General features: G+C 59.4%; 12 protein-coding genes. 2 read left to right on the top strand and 10 right to left on the bottom strand.

The window, feature by feature from the left end; genetic code table 11:
- Window positions 1-117 precede the first annotated feature (117 nt).
- The 8 genes from BLU63_RS21105 to BLU63_RS21070 form a co-directional block, all read right to left on the bottom strand.
- Window positions 118-1,722: a phytoene desaturase family protein gene (locus tag BLU63_RS21105; RefSeq protein ID WP_083376118.1), complete on the bottom strand. Its 1,605-nt coding sequence runs from the start codon at window positions 1,720-1,722 to the stop codon at window positions 118-120.
- Window positions 1,723-1,820: 98 nt separating this feature from the next.
- A complete protein-coding gene (locus BLU63_RS21100) occupies window positions 1,821-2,642 on the bottom strand; it encodes an SDR family NAD(P)-dependent oxidoreductase (protein ID WP_083376117.1) in 822 nt (273 codons plus the stop codon).
- A 30-nt stretch (window positions 2,643-2,672) separates the two neighbouring features.
- Window positions 2,673-3,491 (bottom strand): enoyl-CoA hydratase/isomerase family protein, encoded by an 819-nt coding sequence (locus BLU63_RS21095; RefSeq protein ID WP_083376116.1) that lies wholly within the window; start codon window positions 3,489-3,491, stop codon window positions 2,673-2,675.
- On the bottom strand, window positions 3,488-4,459 hold the full coding sequence (locus tag BLU63_RS21090; protein ID WP_083376115.1) for a VOC family protein: 972 nt from the start codon (window positions 4,457-4,459) through the stop codon (window positions 3,488-3,490). Before BLU63_RS21090 ends, BLU63_RS21095 begins: the two co-directional genes overlap by 4 nt.
- A gap of 46 nt (window positions 4,460-4,505) precedes the next feature.
- Window positions 4,506-7,037 carry an efflux RND transporter permease subunit gene (locus tag BLU63_RS21085; RefSeq protein WP_083376114.1) on the bottom strand — a complete coding sequence of 844 codons (2,532 nt, stop codon included), beginning with the start codon at window positions 7,035-7,037 and terminating at the stop codon, window positions 4,506-4,508.
- Window positions 7,038-7,072: 35 nt separating this feature from the next.
- Window positions 7,073-8,203, bottom strand: coding sequence for a YCF48-related protein (locus BLU63_RS21080; protein ID WP_083376113.1), 1,131 nt, complete (start codon window positions 8,201-8,203; stop codon window positions 7,073-7,075).
- Window positions 8,204-8,298: 95 nt separating this feature from the next.
- A complete protein-coding gene (locus BLU63_RS21075; RefSeq protein WP_083376112.1) occupies window positions 8,299-9,666 on the bottom strand; it encodes a DUF1329 domain-containing protein in 1,368 nt (455 codons plus the stop codon).
- Window positions 9,667-9,696: 30 nt separating this feature from the next.
- Window positions 9,697-11,358 carry a DUF1302 domain-containing protein gene (locus BLU63_RS21070; protein ID WP_083376111.1) on the bottom strand — a complete coding sequence of 554 codons (1,662 nt, stop codon included), beginning with the start codon at window positions 11,356-11,358 and terminating at the stop codon, window positions 9,697-9,699.
- 420 nt (window positions 11,359-11,778) lie between these two features.
- Between BLU63_RS21070 and BLU63_RS21065 the strand changes: the two genes are divergently transcribed.
- Window positions 11,779-12,624 carry an SDR family oxidoreductase gene (locus BLU63_RS21065; RefSeq protein ID WP_083376110.1) on the top strand — a complete coding sequence of 282 codons (846 nt, stop codon included), beginning with the start codon at window positions 11,779-11,781 and terminating at the stop codon, window positions 12,622-12,624.
- Window positions 12,625-12,695: 71 nt separating this feature from the next.
- Window positions 12,696-13,580 (top strand): DMT family transporter, encoded by an 885-nt coding sequence (locus BLU63_RS21060; protein ID WP_083376109.1) that lies wholly within the window; start codon window positions 12,696-12,698, stop codon window positions 13,578-13,580.
- A gap of 60 nt (window positions 13,581-13,640) precedes the next feature.
- On the opposite strand, the gene BLU63_RS21055 is transcribed toward BLU63_RS21060, so the two are convergent.
- The gene (locus BLU63_RS21055) at window positions 13,641-14,828 is read right to left on the bottom strand and encodes a phosphotransferase family protein (RefSeq protein ID WP_102594486.1); all 1,188 of its coding nucleotides are present in this window, start codon (window positions 14,826-14,828) and stop codon (window positions 13,641-13,643) included.
- Entirely contained in the window at window positions 14,825-15,862 is a 1,038-nt protein-coding gene (locus BLU63_RS21050) for an amidohydrolase family protein (protein ID WP_083376108.1), read from the bottom strand. The genes BLU63_RS21055 and BLU63_RS21050 overlap by 4 nt, the downstream gene beginning before the upstream one ends.
- Window positions 15,863-15,969 lie beyond the last annotated feature (107 nt).

Below are 15,969 nucleotides of genomic sequence, written 5' to 3'. Positions count from 1 at the left end.
CCGAACGAAAGGGGCAAGAGCCCTTGGTTACTTGGGGCTTTTCCAAGTGACTCGCCGTAAGGGCGAAACCAATAGCGGTCGTTACCGCAGGAATGGATATGTACACCTGACTGCGCTTCAGTCAGCCTTTTTACGCAAATACTTACTCACCCGCTTGGCCGCCAACCGCCCGGCCATACCGTTTACCCCTCCGCCCGGATGAATGCCGGCACTCCCTAAATACAGTCCCGCCACCGGCAAGGTATCGCCGCCCAAACCGTACGCCGGTCGCATGGTGCTCGAGCGCATCGAGGTGGTGTCGATATGCACCACGCAGCCATTCACTGTGTTCAAGCGCGCAGTAAAATCCGGAGCCGCCTCGATGTGTCGGCCAATCACCTGCCCCTCGATCCCATCGATGTAGTCATATAGCTGTTCCTGCACTTGGTCGGCCACCCGGTCACGCAGCGCGTCCCAACCTTCATTGGGATTCACCGGCATTACCGGCGGATAGATGTACAACACATCTTGCCCGGCTGGCGCTTGTGACGGGTCGGCCGCACTCGGTGCGGCCACGGTGATATAGGGCAACTTCGGCACTTCACCACGGGCGCAGGCGGCGAAGTTTTCCAGCACGGCTTCTTCGGTACCGATCAGCATGACGGTTTTACGCAAATCCACGCCATCGCCGCGAATGGCAGCGAAACGTGGCACAGAAATCTGCCCACGCAAGGCAACATCTATCTTCAGTGGCCCCGAGCCTTTGCCGTTGGCAGGCGCCATGGCGATGCGGGTCAACAGGTGTTGGGGAATCTCGCCGGGGGTAACCATATCCAGCGCCGGCTTGGGGTGGCAGCCAGCAATGACTGCCCGTGCGGTGAACTGGCGACCATCCGCCAGTTTCACGCCTTTGATCAGACCGTCCCTTGCAACGATTTCACTGACGCTGGCCGACACCAGCACTTGCCCGCCCAGCTCTTCCAGTCGAGCCTTCATGGCATTGCTCAACTGCTGCATGCCACCCAATACCCGGCCCACGCCAAAACGATGGAGGAAACCGAGCAAGGCGTAATAGATGCCACCGCCATCGGCGCTGATGTCCCCCGCCAGGCCAGTGAGTGCGCACATTGCGGAAATGGTCACCGGGTGTTCGAAGCGCTCACGCGCCGCCTGCAATGCAGAGCCCGTCATCAGCGCCATCAATTCGGGTTTCAAGGCTTTGTGTTTGATCGCGGTGCCAAGCATTTTCAGCTTCACACCGAGGTTTGTTTTGGCCGGATCGACACGCATCATCGGCAACGCGATATCGAGGAACATGTCGATGACTTTCATGAACTGCAGAAACGCCTCGGCGTCCTTGCTGCTGAACCGGCGGATCTCAGCGGCGGTTTTCTCGCGATCGCGCCAGAAAATCAGAGATTGCCCATCCGGGTGCAGGTACACGTACCCCGGCGCAAGCTCTATCGATTTGAAACCGTGTCGATCAAGTCCCAACTCCGCTGGTACATGGGAATGCACGCGCATCGACATCATGTCCAGGGCACAGGGATGAACCAGATGCTGCGGCGCTTCCGGTATCAGGTAACCCGAGGAGGCCATTCCGCCAACCTTGTCCAATGCCTCCAGAACCAGCACTTTCTTGCCTTCCAAGCCCAGGTAGCAGCCAGCCGAAAGGCCATTGGTGCCACCGCCGACGATGATCACATCAAAATCCGTAGTGCTCGCATTTTGGTTCTGGTTCATCAATTAATTCCAAGTCGAAGTTCAACCACGGCGGCACACGGCGGCTATGGCGGCAAAGATCAGCCGCGGCGCACCGCACAGGGTGCGCCGGGCAAGGGTTACATGCCGGTGCGACCCATCTGCGCAAACAGCGCGCGCATCGCCACCAGGGAGGGGGTGTGGCTGCTGAAACCACCGTCGGCGACCAGCGTGGTGCCGGTGACGAAGGAGGATTCGTCACTGGCCAGGAACGCCACCACATCGGCAATCTGCCGAGGCGTGCCCAGCTCGGCGGTGCAGTGGTTGTCTCGCAGGATGTCGAGCAAGGGTTCAGGCATGGCGTGTTCCGAAGGCGCCAGGCCGATCTGCACGGCGTTGCCGCGAATGCCTTGTTTGCCGTATTGCGAGGCGACCATGCGCGGCAGCATCATCAGCCCCGCCTTCGAGGTGGCGTAGCCGGTCAGGGACATATCGCCCTGCATGCCCAGCCCCGAAGTGGCGAAGATAATCGAGCCCTTGCCGGTCTCCAGCATGACCGGTATCACATGCTTGGTGCACAGCACCGCGCCACGAAGGTTGACGGCGATGGCGCGGTCCCAGGCCTGCATGTCGAGATTGACGAAATCGCGGTCCAGCTGACGTTGCTCGGCGTTCAGGATCGCCGCGTTGTTGTGCAGAATGTCGATACGGCCAAAATGCTGTTTAACCTGAGCAACCATCGCCCGCACGGCGTCTTCCGAGGACACGTCAGTGGCGATCGCCAAGGCTTGATGACCCTCCGCGAGGAGTGATTGGGCCACGGCTGTGGCCCCCTCGAAATTGATATCGACCACCGCAATACTTGCACCATGCGACGCCAGCACCCGTGCGCACTCAGCGCCCAGGCCGCCACCGGAGCCGGTAATAATGGCCACTCGTCCTGCCAGTTTTCCTGTGCTCATGTTCTGTTCCTTATTGTTTTGGGTGGCGCTTTACTCGCCGGTAAACCGCGGTTCGCGCCGCTCGCTGAACGCCTGGGCCGCTTCGCGGGCATCCTTGGTCGGGGCCAGCAAGGCGAACAGATCAAGCTCCAGATCCAGGCCACGTTTGAGGTCCATGTCCAGTGCCGCCCGAGCCGCTTGTTTGACAAAAGCCGACGCGGTGGGTGGTTTGCTGGCGATGCGCTGAGCAAAGGCACGGACTTCGTCCAGCAGGCTGGCATTATCACTGGCCAAGCGACTGACCAGACCAATGCGCTGCGCTTGCTCGGCACCCACCCGGTCTCCGGTGAGCAACATGTCCAACGCCTGGCCCGGCGCGACCACTCGGGAAAGCCGTTGCGTACCACCGCCACCGGGAATCAGCCCCAGGCCGGTTTCCGGCAAGGCGAACACGGCATCGGGCGCGGCGAAGCGGATGTCACACGCCAGCACCAGTTCCAGCCCACCGCCCATGCAATAACCATGAATGGCAGCGATCACCGGTTTGCTGATGCCATCCAGCGCTTCGATCCAGCGCACCTGTTCCATGCGCTGGCGCACTTGCAGGCTCGATTCCGGGCCGCGGCGCTCCTTGATATCGGCCCCCGCACAAAAGCCCCGCTCCCCTTCCCCGCGAATCACGATCACGCGAATGTCCGGGTCTTGCTGCAGCAGCGCCAGTGCTTGCGGCACGCCCTGACGAATGTCGTCGTTGATGGCGTTGATCTGCCGGGGCCGGGTCAGTACCACCCAGCCCACCATGGCATCACGCTCAAGGCGCACCGCGTCGTTGATCAGCACGGGAGGCTGCGGTTTTTGCGCTGTGCTCATACAGGGCACTCCTCGAACTCGAAGACCTGGCCATTGAGTTCTTGTGGATCGATCTTGATCAACGCACGGCCACCGACGGCCTCCGAGGATTCGATCCACTGGAACCGCGTGCCGCGAGACCGCAGATCCTCAGCCTTGGCTGCCAGGTCGTTGACACCGATGCGGATGTAGTACGGACCCGGCCCCCAGTTATTGACGTAGTGGCCGGCGTCGGTGTTCCAGTAGGTCGCCTCGAGCACATCGAGGGTGGCACTGTTCGGCACGGTGAAACCCATTCGCGCACGGCGGTAACCTTCGCTGCCGATGTTCTCGACAGGCCCGCTCGGTTCCCAGTCAAGGTTGGTCGAGACCTTGCGCAGGGTTTCGTCGAGATCGCGCACCAGGAAGCCACGGGCAGTGACGCGGACCATGTCGCCAGGCTTGAGATCGCGCGGCTGCATCGGCGGTATCTGATAGGTTTCCGGCGGCATCTGCAAAGGCTCGGTCGGCATGATTTCAATGCACAAACCGCCATCCACAGTGGGTTGGTAATACGGTTGCTCGGGAGTAGCACCCAGCCATAAGCGGTCGAAGGGCATTTCCGGGGTGCGCTGCGCCATGCGGAACGGCAAGCGACGACGCATCAATTTGTCGACCAGCGAGTCGAACTTGTCCCCGTGCAGGGCCAGCACGATGGAGTGCGTGAGCATCGGCCGATGATGCCCCTGGAAATCCTTCAGGCTTTCCAGAAAGTCATGGAACAACGGATCACCGGGGTTCGGCCGGTCCAGGTGCCATTGCGGTTCGATGCGCGTGGGCGACACCGCCAGGGATTTGTGCACCCGCAGGAAATGCGCAATGTACGGGTGATTATCGAACGCCTGGCGCCAGCGTTCGTGTTTGTAGATGCCGAGCTTGTCGACCAACATTTCCGTCATGCCGTCCGGGTCCGGAACCATCATGTCGGCACTCATCAATAACTCGAACATTGTTCTCTCCTTGCAGTTGCCAGCCAGGTCTGTGCCCGGCTATTAGTCAGCGGACGCGCCGGGGTAAGGCGAGCTCAGTCAATTGGGGTGCAGGTGCGCCAGCCGCGGGTTTGCGCGGTTCCTGCTGGGCGCGCGCGTCCTCCAGATCGAGGGTCACGCCGGCCTTGGAGTTGCCTTTAGGGTTGAGCAGGTAGTGCGAGAGGGCCGGTATCAGCACCAGCGCACCGAGCATGTTCCACAGGAACATGAAGGTCAGCAGAATGCCCATGTCCGCCTGAAACTTGATCGGCGACCAGGCCCAGGTAATCACCCCGGCGGCCATGGTCAGGCCAACGAGTGCAACGACACGACCGGTGAAGTCAAGCGAGCGGCGATACGCAACCGCCAGGCTGCCACCGCGTTCCTGCACGGCCAGTTGCACACTGAGCAGATACAACGCGTAGTCGACCCCGACACCGACACCCACGGCGATGACCGGCAAGGTCGCCACTTTCAGGCCGATGCCCAACCAGACCATCAGCGCCTTGCAGATGATCGTGGTCATCAGCAAAGGAATCAGTGCCACCAACGTTGCGCGCCAACTGCGGAAGGTCAGCAGGCAGAGCAAGGCCGTAGCGCCATACACCGCCAGGTACATGGTGATGATGCCCTTCTCTACCTCGATGTTGGTGGCGGCTTCGATGCCGGCATTTCCTGCGGCCAAGAGGAATTCCACGGGCTGTTCAGCGCCAGCAGGACTGTTATTTTCCTTGGCAAACTCTTCTGAGACCTTCAAAACCCGGCTCAGGGTGTCCGCTTTGTGATCGGCCAGGTAGGCGATCAATGGAGTGACCGAGCACTGCTGGTTGGTGATCCCCGGAGCAGAAATCATCGCCGCATCCACCGCCGAGTTGGTGATCGCCTGGTCACGGCTGATGGTCAGCCATTTAGGGCTGCCTTCAGCCATGCCAGAGCTGATCATCCGCACGGTTTCGGCCAGCGACTGGGTCGTCTGTACACCGGGCGTCTGGCGCAGGCGCCAGGCCAGTTTGTCCATACTTTGCAGCGACTGGTACAGACGGCAGCTGTCTTCGTTGGTCTTCATGATGACCACAAACTGGTCACTGGAAAGTCCGTAGTGACTGGTGATGTAGGCATTGTCGAGGTTGTAGCGCGAATCCGCGCGCAACTCGGGCGCGCCGGGGTCCAGATCGCCCACCTTGAGGTGCATCATCACCACACTGCAACCCAAGGTCACCAGCAGCGACAAGGCGATGACCGCCGTGGCCCACGGACGTTCGGTGAAGCGGTCGAGACTGTGCCAGAGGTGCCCGAGCAAGCCCCGATTTTCTGCGCCCGCCTGATCTTTGGCGATGGCAATACGCGCGGCTTTCTTACTGACGCCCAGGTACGACAGCGCCACCGGAATCAGCAGTAGTTTAGTGAAAATCAGCACGGCGACACCGATGCTGGTGGTCAGGGCCAGGTCGCGGATCACCGGGATATCAATGATCACCAGCACGGCAAAACCGACGATATTGGTCAGGAGCGCCGTCAGGCCGGTGAGAAACAAACGGCGGAAGGTATAGCGCGCAGCGATGTATTTATGGGTGCCACGGCCAATGTCCTGAAGAATGCCGTTCATTTTTTGTGTGCCATGGGAAATCCCGATGGCAAAAATCAGGAACGGCACCAGGATCGAGTAAGGGTCCAGTTCGTAACCGAGGATTTGCATCAAACCCAGCAGCCACACCACCCCCGCCACCGCCACGCTCACCAGCAGCAACGTGCTGCGCAGGCAGCGGGTATAGAAATAGACGAACAACCCGGCGATCAGTACCGATGCGCCAAAGAACAGCATGACCGAATACAGGCCGTCGATCAGGTCGCCGACCAGCTTGCTGAAACCGACAATGTGGATGCCCACCTTGTCACTTTCCAGCGAGCGAATCTGCGCTTCCAGCTGCTTGGAAAAATCACCGTAATCCAGGGGTTGCCCGGTCTGCGGATTGGTATCGAGCAGCGGCGCGACGATCATGCTCGACTGACCGTCGTTGGCCACCAGGTTGCCAATGATCCCGGAGCGCATGATATTGCGGCGCAGGGCCTTGATTGACTTGTCGCTGCCGTCGTAATCCGATGGCATGACCGCACCGCCATCAATGCCCTCCTCCGTCACTTCTTTCCAGCGAACGATGGGCATCCACAGCGATTTCATCCAGGAGCGGTCGATTCCCGGAATCAGGTACAGGGTGTCGTTGACCTTTTGCAGCGCCAGCAGATAGTCGGCGTCGTAGATATCACCGGATTTGTTTTCCACCACTACGCGAATGCTGTTACCCAGGCCCGGTAACTGGTTTTTATAGGCCAGGTAATTCTTGATGTACGGGCTGGAGCTGGGAATCATTTTCTCGAAGCTGGCATTCACCTGAAGCCGTGTAGCAAAGAAGCCCAACACCACCGTGGCGAGCAAGCAGGCAACGACGACCACCATGCGATGACGGAAAATGACCCGTTCAAACCAGCCACCGGAGTTTTTGTCAAAGTCCTCCAGGTTGGCAATCACTGGCATCCCGCTGTTGAATTTTTGCTCGACCATTTTTTCTTTCTCGTAGGGGAATCGTGCCGACGGCGTTAGTTGGCCTGGGCGATATCGATGACCTTGGCGCCGCTGAAGCGCGTGACAAGCAGGCTCCCAGCCTGTTTGGTGGCACTGGCTGCATACACCTCGCCTACCCGCGCGTCTGCCAGCGGCGTGACCTGCAAACTCTGCCGGTCAACACTGACCAGTTGCCCACCCTGGCTCACGACGATCAAGGCATCACCCTGCTCGACGATGCTGACGAGGCTGCTATTGAGATTGGTTGCCACCGGCTGCCACTGCTGGCCGTCATCACGGCTGGCAAACAGATTGCCGCGCAGTCCGTACGCCAGCAGCAGACCGTCGAAGGCGCGCACGCCGAAGTACGTGCCTGTGTAGGGCGTATCGATTTTCACGAAACGTTGTTGCTGACCATCCAGGCGCAGCAGCAGACCCTGCTCACCGCCGATGTAAAAAGTGCCGGCCTGTTCCGCCAGGCCATACAGGTGCATGCGCCGATCGTTGTCACTGCGCTCGGTCCACGGTTGCCAGTTCTGGCCGTCGTCCGTGCTGTGCAACAACATGCCGAAGGCACCCACGGCAAACCCGCTGCCGTGCTCATCGAACATCACATCGAGAAAGGGTGCGGCCAACACGTCCGGCGTCGCCGAGGTACTGGCGGCCATCGCCACTTCCTTGAGCATCTGGGCGGCGACTTCATCGCCTTGTTCAGCGCGAGGGCCGTAGTAAGCGTTAAGCAAGGTCAACAGGCGGCGCCCGTCGAGTTGCACTTGCCAGCTTTCACCGCCGTCGGTGGTGTGCATGACCACCGCATCGTGACCGACGATCCAGCCATCACGCTCGCCGCGAAACCGTACTTGCACCAGATCGCTGGACACCGGGCTAGCGACCTGTTGCCAAGTGCGGCCTTCATCGGTGGAGCGCTGGATCAACCCGTGCAGGCCGACGCCGATCATCGTGTTGCCCGCCGTGGCGACCGACAGCAAGGGTGCGGGCAGGTGTTCATCGACCCGCTGCGCTGGCACGTCGAGCGAGTCGGCCGACAACGCGGCGGCGCTGTAGGCAGGCGTTGTCAGCAATGAGCTCGCGCCGACCGTCAACGCGACAGCCAGGAGCAGGCGCGAAGTAGAAAGAAGAAAAGAAGCAGGGCAAGGGCTAGTCATTATTTTTATTCCTTAACCATCCCGCGTGGCAAACTCACCTGTTCTGCCTGCCCGGCTTGATGCGCAAACCGGCAGGCAGGACAGGCGAAATCACATCAGCGCTGGGTGACCCGGGCCACAATGGCTTCAGGGTTCATGTCACGCTCGGAGAGTGGTTTGTCGATGAACTTGTAGCCGCCTTTCAAACCATCGTTGAGCAACGCGTACATGCCTTTGTTGAAGTCATACACGACGTTTTTCACGTTGTAGGGAATGTTTTTGTCGTAGAGCTGAACGCCGCTGAGGAAGATCGAGCGATACAACGCGCCGCTCTTGTCCCAGGCGTCATACAGGCCGACCCCGAAAGTATCTTCATCCAGGTAATAGGTGCGTTTGCTGTAGACGTGGCGCATGCCCGGCTTCAACGTCGCTTCCACGACCCACACCCGATGCAGCTCCCAACGCTCGTTCGCCGGGTTGGCGTGGTGCGGCATGAACTGATCTTCCTGCTTGCCGACGCCAAAGTAGAACTTGTAAGCGTTGTACGGGATGTACATTTCCTTGCGACCAACCAGCTTGTAGTCAAAGCGGTCCTGGCTGCCGGAGAACATTTGCAGTTCGTCGAACAGCGTCACACCGCCCTGGCTGGCCACGGGCGTATCGAATGCAAATTCCGGTGCCAGTTTTACCCGGCGCTGGCCTGGGGAATAACTGAACGAACGACGGGCCTTTGCCAACGGATCGAGGAAGTCAGTGAGCACCACCACTTCACCGGAGCGCCGGGCCGGATAGTCATTGCGCGAGAACACCCGGGCGTACATCAGTGGATCGCGATCCGCTTGAGTCACCTGGTAGTACGGGGTTTCTTCGAATGTCGCCTGTTCGGCGGTCTTGGTGATCGAGCCGTTGGCGTCGACTACCCAGCTGTTGGACGAAGACGTGGTCGAGTAGCCGGTGCCGATCTTGTAGCGCACCTGCTGGTTCCACATCACTTCGTTGCCGGTCTTCGGAATCGGAAACGGCAGGCCGCCACGGCAGGATGGATCAACGGCTAGGCCGTCTTTCTGGATCGTGCAGCTGCCGGCGTTACGCACGGTGGCATCGAGCACCGCTTTGGGATAGGCGGTGGTGCGATGGCTTGGGTAAATGTCGATGTAGTAAGTCGGGTATTTCTTGATCAGGGTTTTCTGCCCTTCGCTGAGCTTGTCCGCATACTTGTCGACATTTTTGGCGTCAATGCGAAACAGGGGTTTTTCATCCTTGAACGGATCAACCCAAAACCCGCTGTCGGGCTTGAAACCCGCTGGTGCGGTGGTCAGGCCGCCCTCGTAAGCGGGGATCGTGCCATCGGCGTTACCGGCCTGAATCGCTCCGAACTGCGTCAGGCTCTTACCCAGGTCCGAGGCGTCGCCAGCAGCGGCGGCTGTGAGGCTACAGGTCGCAAAACTCATCAGGACGGCAGTTAATGCAAGTGGACGTTTCATGAACACGTTCTCCGATTCTTGTTTGATTTATCAGAAGGAGGTCTTGAAGGTAAAAGCCAGCCAGCCGCGGTCTTCACCACCTACGTTACCGTTACCGGCGACGGTGCCATTGGCCAGGTTCTTCGGTTGGGCCGCTGTATCGGCATAACGCAGGCCGAATTCATACAACTGGGCATAAGTGAGTTTGACGCCAACGGAGTAAGACAGCGCACCTTCGCTGCCGCCACCGGCTGTTGGTGCGTTGCCATGCAGGCCGTAATTGACAGTGAGAGGTACATCCATGTCCCAGGAAGGGAAGATCGAGATGTATTGCGGAGTGTAGTTGACCGCGACCGCGTAATAATCTTTCGAGGAGCAGCCATCCGACTCACTGCCGGACCCGGCGATGCCTGGGGTTCTGGCGTTGGTGCAGGCGGCTTTTCCGACACCTTTATAGAGCTCTTCGTGTTCGGTCACGCGCTGCAAGTGGCTGTAGGCGAACTCACCGACGAGGGTCCCGTTGTTCGAAATGAAGTTACGCGGCACGCCGTAAACAGCGTTGGCAATAAAGTGAATGGTGTCGCCGCGCGGGCCTTCGTCGTCCAGCGCGCTGACGCCGGTGGCATTCAAGGCACCGTTCATGCGGTAGGACAGTTCAGAGCCGACCGCCACCGTGTTGAATACGCGAGCGAAACTGACACCCGCCAGCTTCACGCCTCGTGGGTAAACCACGCGATACGAGCCGAGTGCGGCTTTGACCTGCGGGGCCAGCCAAGGCTGGTAGTCGTCGAACTGGCGATAGTAGGCGCCGAACGTCGATTCGACTTCTTCAACGTTGAGTTTGGCCATCACACCCCAGTTTTTGCCATCGCGACCGAAGCGCGAATCCTGACGCTGCAACGTCGCTCCGTTAGCCGCCACTGGAAGTTGGTCCGGCCCTTCAAACAATGGGTCGGCCGCGCCGAAATAGGTACCACCATAAGGAATGCGAGTGGGCTCCCATTCATAGAAGTATTGACCGGCAACAGAGAGGTGATCAGTGACCTGGGCCTTGGCCGAGATCTGCCCGACCGGCAGGAACACTTCCTTGGTTTCGATACCCGGACTGGTCGAGGCTTTCACACCATCGCTGGGTGCCTGGGAGTAGGAAACGGCGTGTGCGCCGAACAGCAAGCTCTCACCCCAGTAGTTGGTATGCCGACCGACTTTCAGGTTGACCGGTGTCTCGCCGATGTTGAAGTTGCGCCAGACGAAGGCATCGAGAATCTCTCCCGAAGGGCCGTTCATGTAGCGTTTCACTTCATCGCTGTAGCGGTTGTTGTGATAGCTGGTGGCGTAGCCGGGCACGTTACTTTTCACATCGTGATCGTTATATGCCTGGTCGAACCAGCCTGCACCACTGAGGCGTCCGCCCCACTCGTTGAGGTAGGAAAAGTCGAGTTCACTCAACACATCGAGACGATTTGTAACAATATCGCCTTTATCGAATTTGCCGTCGGACTCGTCGAAGTTCGGCGTGTTCATGATGCGACTGTCCTGACTGTCAGTCCGCATGCCCAGGTTGTAGCGGACTGTGTTGTCCCAGCGCAGGCGATAGTCGGGGTTCGGCAGATCGAACGAGAGCGCCATGACGCCTTGAGCGCCCCCAACCATCATCAGCGTAAGCGCACCTTGAGCCAGTACCAGCCGACTCTGCTTGGTCTTATGATTCATACACACTACCTTTTATTGTTATTTTCAGTCGCTATGTGCGTTCAAACGGTCCTTCCAGCGATTTGCGCAACCCCACAATATCGTTGAATGTCTCGCCTGGACAGTCCGCTCAAGAGGTCTGGCACGCATCCAGAACCGCTTTCCTCCTCAGCTGAAGTCACCGTAACGGATCGCAAAATAAAATTCCACATAAAGATTTCAATTCTCTATATAGAATTGCACACCCGTCAAAGTGAAGAATCGTTCCAGCAAAGGTGCTCCAACCGGTAAATACTGCACACAAAACTAATAAACGTTCAAATAAACTTTGACGCTATTCGGCTTTAGGCTTTCAATAGCCCTGTCATACCCACAGAACTCGTGGCGTTGCGCAGGAAAAACGGCAGTTGAACCGGCAGAAAAAAAACAAGAGGAGCCACCATGAATATTGATTTGAGGGCCAAGCGCGTGATCATCACAGGCGCTTCCCGAGGCATTGGTCTGGCCATCGCCCGGGCATTCGCCGCTGAAGGGGCACGGGTAGCGATATGCGCACGTAGCGAGGCAGACGTCCGCGAAGTCGGCGCGCAACTCGCGGAACACGCTCAGGCGGTGATTGCCCGGGCTGTCGACGTGACGGACAGTGAGGGGGTCAAGGCGTTTGTTGCTGAAGTTGCACACGCGTGGGGCGGGGTCGATGTATTGGTGAACAACGCCGGTCAAGGCCGTGGCGGCAACCTCGACACCCTGACCCCGGAAGTTATCCTCGAACATGCCAACATTCTGCAAATGGGGCATTTCCGCTTCGTCCAGGCGGTGGTGCCGTTCATGCGTGAACAGCGCTGGGGGCGGATCATCGAAATCAACGCCCTGGCCGGGGTGATTCCAACGCCCGACGGCATCCCTTCGGTGATTAACCGCGCATCGTGCATCGCCCTCTCCCGCTCGCTGGGCATGTCGCTGCCCAAGGACAATATCCTGGTCAACAGCCTGAACATGGGCTGGATCGATACCGGCCAGTGGGACCGTCATTACAAGGAAATGGGACCGGGCGTCAGTCGCGAGGAATTCGATGCCATGGTGATGAAGGTCGTACCGCTCGGCCGCTACGGTAAACCAGAAGACGTTGCCGGCATGGCACTGTTTCTCGCCAGCGAATATGCCAGTTTCATCAGCGCCGCCTCGATCGACATTGCCGGCGGCATGGGCGGACAGATCGCCTACTTCCCAACCCTTAAACGCGATTTTGCCGCGACGATCGCCGCACGTAACGCTGCCAGCGAATAACGCGATTACACATCGATAACCGCTCCGGTGCGCACTGCGCACTGCGCACCCTCAACGTTGGCGCACCCGTGATGAACTTGCTGTTCCCTGTTCTTGCCACACTGATCTGGGCCGCCAGTACCGTGGTCAATCGCCTGTCGGTTGGGGTGATTGACCCCGCCGCCATTTCCTTTTACCGCTGGCTGGTCGCGCTGCTGGTGTTGTCACCGGTGTTGTTGCCCAGGGTCTGGCGGTTGCGGCGGCAGATTCGGCCGCACCTGCCCAAGCTGTGGTTGCTGGGCTTGCTCGGCATGTCGCTGTACCAGTCGCTGGCGTATTTCGCTGCGCACACTGTCAGCGCCACTTCCATGGGTCTGATCCTGGCGACAATGCCCCTGCTCACCGTGCTGCTCGCCTTTCCCCTGCTCAATACCCGACCGACCGTGACGTTATTGGTCGGCGCTCTGGTGTCGTTTGCCGGGCTGACGTGGTTGCTGGCCGCAGGCAACCTGCCCTCGCTCTGGGCACACGGGGTTGGCCGAGGGGAATTGATGATGTTGCTGGCCTCGCTGTCGTACGCGTTGTACTGCGTGCTGGTCAAGCGCTGGCAGATTCCATTGCCGACCTGGGAAAGCCTTTACGTGCAAATAATCTGCGGCACTCTGCTGTTGGTGCCGCCCTTTTTGCTGGCCCCTTCGATAGCCCTGACAACCAGTAATGTCCCGCTGGTGTTGTTCGCGGGTCTGTTTGCCTCGGCGCTGGCACCCGGCTTATGGATGCGAGGCCTGCAAACCCTGGGGCCGGAAAAAACCGCCGTGCTGATGAACCTGGTCCCGTTATTTACCGCGGTGTTGGCGATTGTGTTGCTGGGGGAAACATTGCACCTGTACCACGCGGTCGGCGGCGGATTGATTTTGCTGGGGATTGGATTGGCGCAATGGAAACCCGCACGGGTCCTGACCGAAGCCGCTAAGTGACTGACTTGCCCGTGGTTTTGCATTGTCGAGCGAGTCCACACTCTTGCTGGTTGGTCTCGCTCATTTTTCCAACAGGTGCTGGTAGGCTAGCGTCAGTGGCCGCGCATCCTGCCCAAGTAAAGGCGTCCGCCGAGGCTTACGACCATGGGTCAGCAAGCGTACGGTATCGAAGTCTTCTGCGGCGGCGAAGAAACGTTCCACCATCGGCATTCCCGCCTGCCCCCATTCATCCATGTTCGACATCCAGGTCTGCATCCCCCAAACCGGCCAACGCCGCAATTGCTCCCAGGCCGCATCCTGGTCGAGCACACCCTCGGCACCGAGGCTGATCAATTTGTCGCGGTAGATCGCCAGCAATCGCTGCGCATCGGCGCGACGCTCCGCCACGGTCAACGCACCCAGCATGAAGTACGCGACATCGCGCCATGGCCGGCCATACCGGGCGAGCTGCCAATCCAGCCAGATGCGCTGACCGTCGCTGCGTAAAAAACTATTGCCCTGATGTGAATCGCCATGGATCAGACAGCCGGGTGACGTCTGCTCCCGTTCGAAGGCTGCCAATTCGTCAAAGGCATGGCTGAATAACTCCGGTGTCTGGTACATCCACTTTGGCAACAGTCGGTGGTATTCCGGTTTGCGCAGATTGACCTTGATGTAGTTGTACATGCGCAGCAGGCCGTCGCTGTCCACCGGGTTGGCCATCGACACCGGCAGCCAGCCCTGGCCCCGTAGCTGCGGACTGTTCCAGGTGGCAGCATGCAAGGTCGCCAGTGATTCCAGCCCCCGAGCCACACCGTCCACGCCCAGGTGATCGGTGCTATGGCCAAATTGCCCCGCGGCCAGGCCGAGGTCTTCCATCATCACCACGCCTCGGCCGCCTCCATCGGCGTCCCAGTCGGTGAAATAGATTTCTGGCAGTGGCGCGTCGGGCCAGCCGCTCGCCAACTGATAAAAGCGCGCTTCCAGCTCACAGATATCGCCGCTCTCGAAACCTTCGGACCAATTCGACTTCAGGCACACGTGCGCAGGAATACCCGCGCGCTGACCGACCTCATTCAACTCAAGTCTGACGCGGAATTTGGTGGTGTGCCCGTTACGTACCTCCACCGCCGTCAACGCCAGCACCTCGATGCCTGGGTAGCGTGGCTGCAATAATTGCGTAAGCCAGGCGGCGTCGATCTCGCTCAGGTGTCGAGGCAGGCGTCCACTGCGCTGCGGGTAAGGCCGCCCCAGCGGACTATCCGTCACGGTGTCAGCACCCGACCAGCGTTGGCCGGCACCTTCAGCTTGAGCAGTTCAATCGCGTTACCGCTGCGAATCCTCTCGCGGTCTTCAGCAGACAAGCCGATGCCTTCGGTCAGATCGCCATGGTCATAGGCCCCGCCAAAGTTGGTGCCGTACAGCAGACGCTCCGCCCCCACCACCTCGGCAACACCGCGACGCAAGCCGGGCGCATGAACGTCGAGGTCGAAGTAAAAATTCTGCAGGTAATCCATCAACGGCCGCTGATTGCGCGAGTCCGGTGCCATGGCCCGATTCAGTTCGCTCAGGCGCCCCAACTGGAACACCGCCATGCCACCGGCGTGAGTGATGTAGGTTTTCAACGTCGGGAAAACATCCAGCGCGCCGCCGCAGATCAGGTACCAGAAGAACAGCGTTTCATCGACGCAGTCACCAACGATGGACGTGGTTTCGAACTTGTCGTCCGTGTGTTTTTCACCCCAGTAAATCGACTGGTTGAAGCCGTGCACCATGATCGGTACATCCAGCTGGGTGAGTTTTTCCCAGACGGGGAACAGGCGTTCGTCGTGAGCCTCCAGACCATTGAAGTTGGCCCCGCCGACGCACACACCCTTGGCGCCCAACTGAGTCACCGCGCGTTCGATTTCCTTGGCCGCATTCAGCGGATCCGCGAGGTTGGCGTGGCACCAGAAATCGAAGTGGTCGGGATCAGCCCGGCAAAATGCCGACAACTCGTCGTTGCAAATGCGTGCGTATTCATTAGCGAAATCACCCGCCCAATACATAAAGCAGTGAGACGGCGTCGACATCACCAGTTTGTCGACACCCCGCTCGGCCATCAGCTTGCGACGGCTGGCGTGGCTCATGCGCGCGAGGATATTGGCCTGCGCTTCGGCATCCGTCGCGGCTTTGGCCGGTTGCTTGGTGCCGAGGGAAAAATGCCCCACGGTCAGCCCCTGCACTTTCATGAATGGCCCCCAAAACTCGTGGCGGTTCAGCATGCCCTCAGTCAGCAAGTGGGCGTGGACATCAATCAGCATGGCGTTCTCCTTGTTGTAATTAGCCAGCAGACCGAACGACCCGCTCGCAGGGCATTCGGATCAATTTAAGGGATAACTGCACCTCTAATAATATAAACACATTTCCA

Source organism: Pseudomonas mandelii (assembly GCF_900106065.1).
Taxonomy (GTDB): domain Bacteria; phylum Pseudomonadota; class Gammaproteobacteria; order Pseudomonadales; family Pseudomonadaceae; genus Aquipseudomonas; species Aquipseudomonas mandelii.
Note: the sequence above shows the minus strand (reverse complement) of the source record. Positions and strands in the feature narration are given on the sequence as shown.

What these genes read in the sequence shown, in the direction of transcription:
- BLU63_RS21105 (WP_083376118.1), bottom strand. Translation starts at nt 1,722, where the DNA reads ATGAACCAGAACCAAAATGCGAGCACTACGGATTTTGATGTGATCATC.
- BLU63_RS21100 (WP_083376117.1), bottom strand. Translation starts at nt 2,642, where the DNA reads ATGAGCACAGGAAAACTGGCAGGACGAGTGGCCATTATTACCGGCTCC.
- BLU63_RS21095 (WP_083376116.1), bottom strand. Translation starts at nt 3,491, where the DNA reads ATGAGCACAGCGCAAAAACCGCAGCCTCCCGTGCTGATCAACGACGCG.
- BLU63_RS21090 (WP_083376115.1), bottom strand. Translation starts at nt 4,459, where the DNA reads ATGTTCGAGTTATTGATGAGTGCCGACATGATGGTTCCGGACCCGGAC.
- BLU63_RS21085 (WP_083376114.1), bottom strand. Translation starts at nt 7,037, where the DNA reads ATGGTCGAGCAAAAATTCAACAGCGGGATGCCAGTGATTGCCAACCTG.
- BLU63_RS21080 (WP_083376113.1), bottom strand. Translation starts at nt 8,203, where the DNA reads ATGACTAGCCCTTGCCCTGCTTCTTTTCTTCTTTCTACTTCGCGCCTG.
- BLU63_RS21075 (WP_083376112.1), bottom strand. Translation starts at nt 9,666, where the DNA reads ATGAAACGTCCACTTGCATTAACTGCCGTCCTGATGAGTTTTGCGACC.
- BLU63_RS21070 (WP_083376111.1), bottom strand. Translation starts at nt 11,358, where the DNA reads ATGAATCATAAGACCAAGCAGAGTCGGCTGGTACTGGCTCAAGGTGCG.
- BLU63_RS21065 (WP_083376110.1), top strand. Translation starts at nt 11,779, where the DNA reads ATGAATATTGATTTGAGGGCCAAGCGCGTGATCATCACAGGCGCTTCC.
- BLU63_RS21060 (WP_083376109.1), top strand. Translation starts at nt 12,696, where the DNA reads ATGAACTTGCTGTTCCCTGTTCTTGCCACACTGATCTGGGCCGCCAGT.
- BLU63_RS21050 (WP_083376108.1), bottom strand. Translation starts at nt 15,862, where the DNA reads ATGCTGATTGATGTCCACGCCCACTTGCTGACTGAGGGCATGCTGAAC.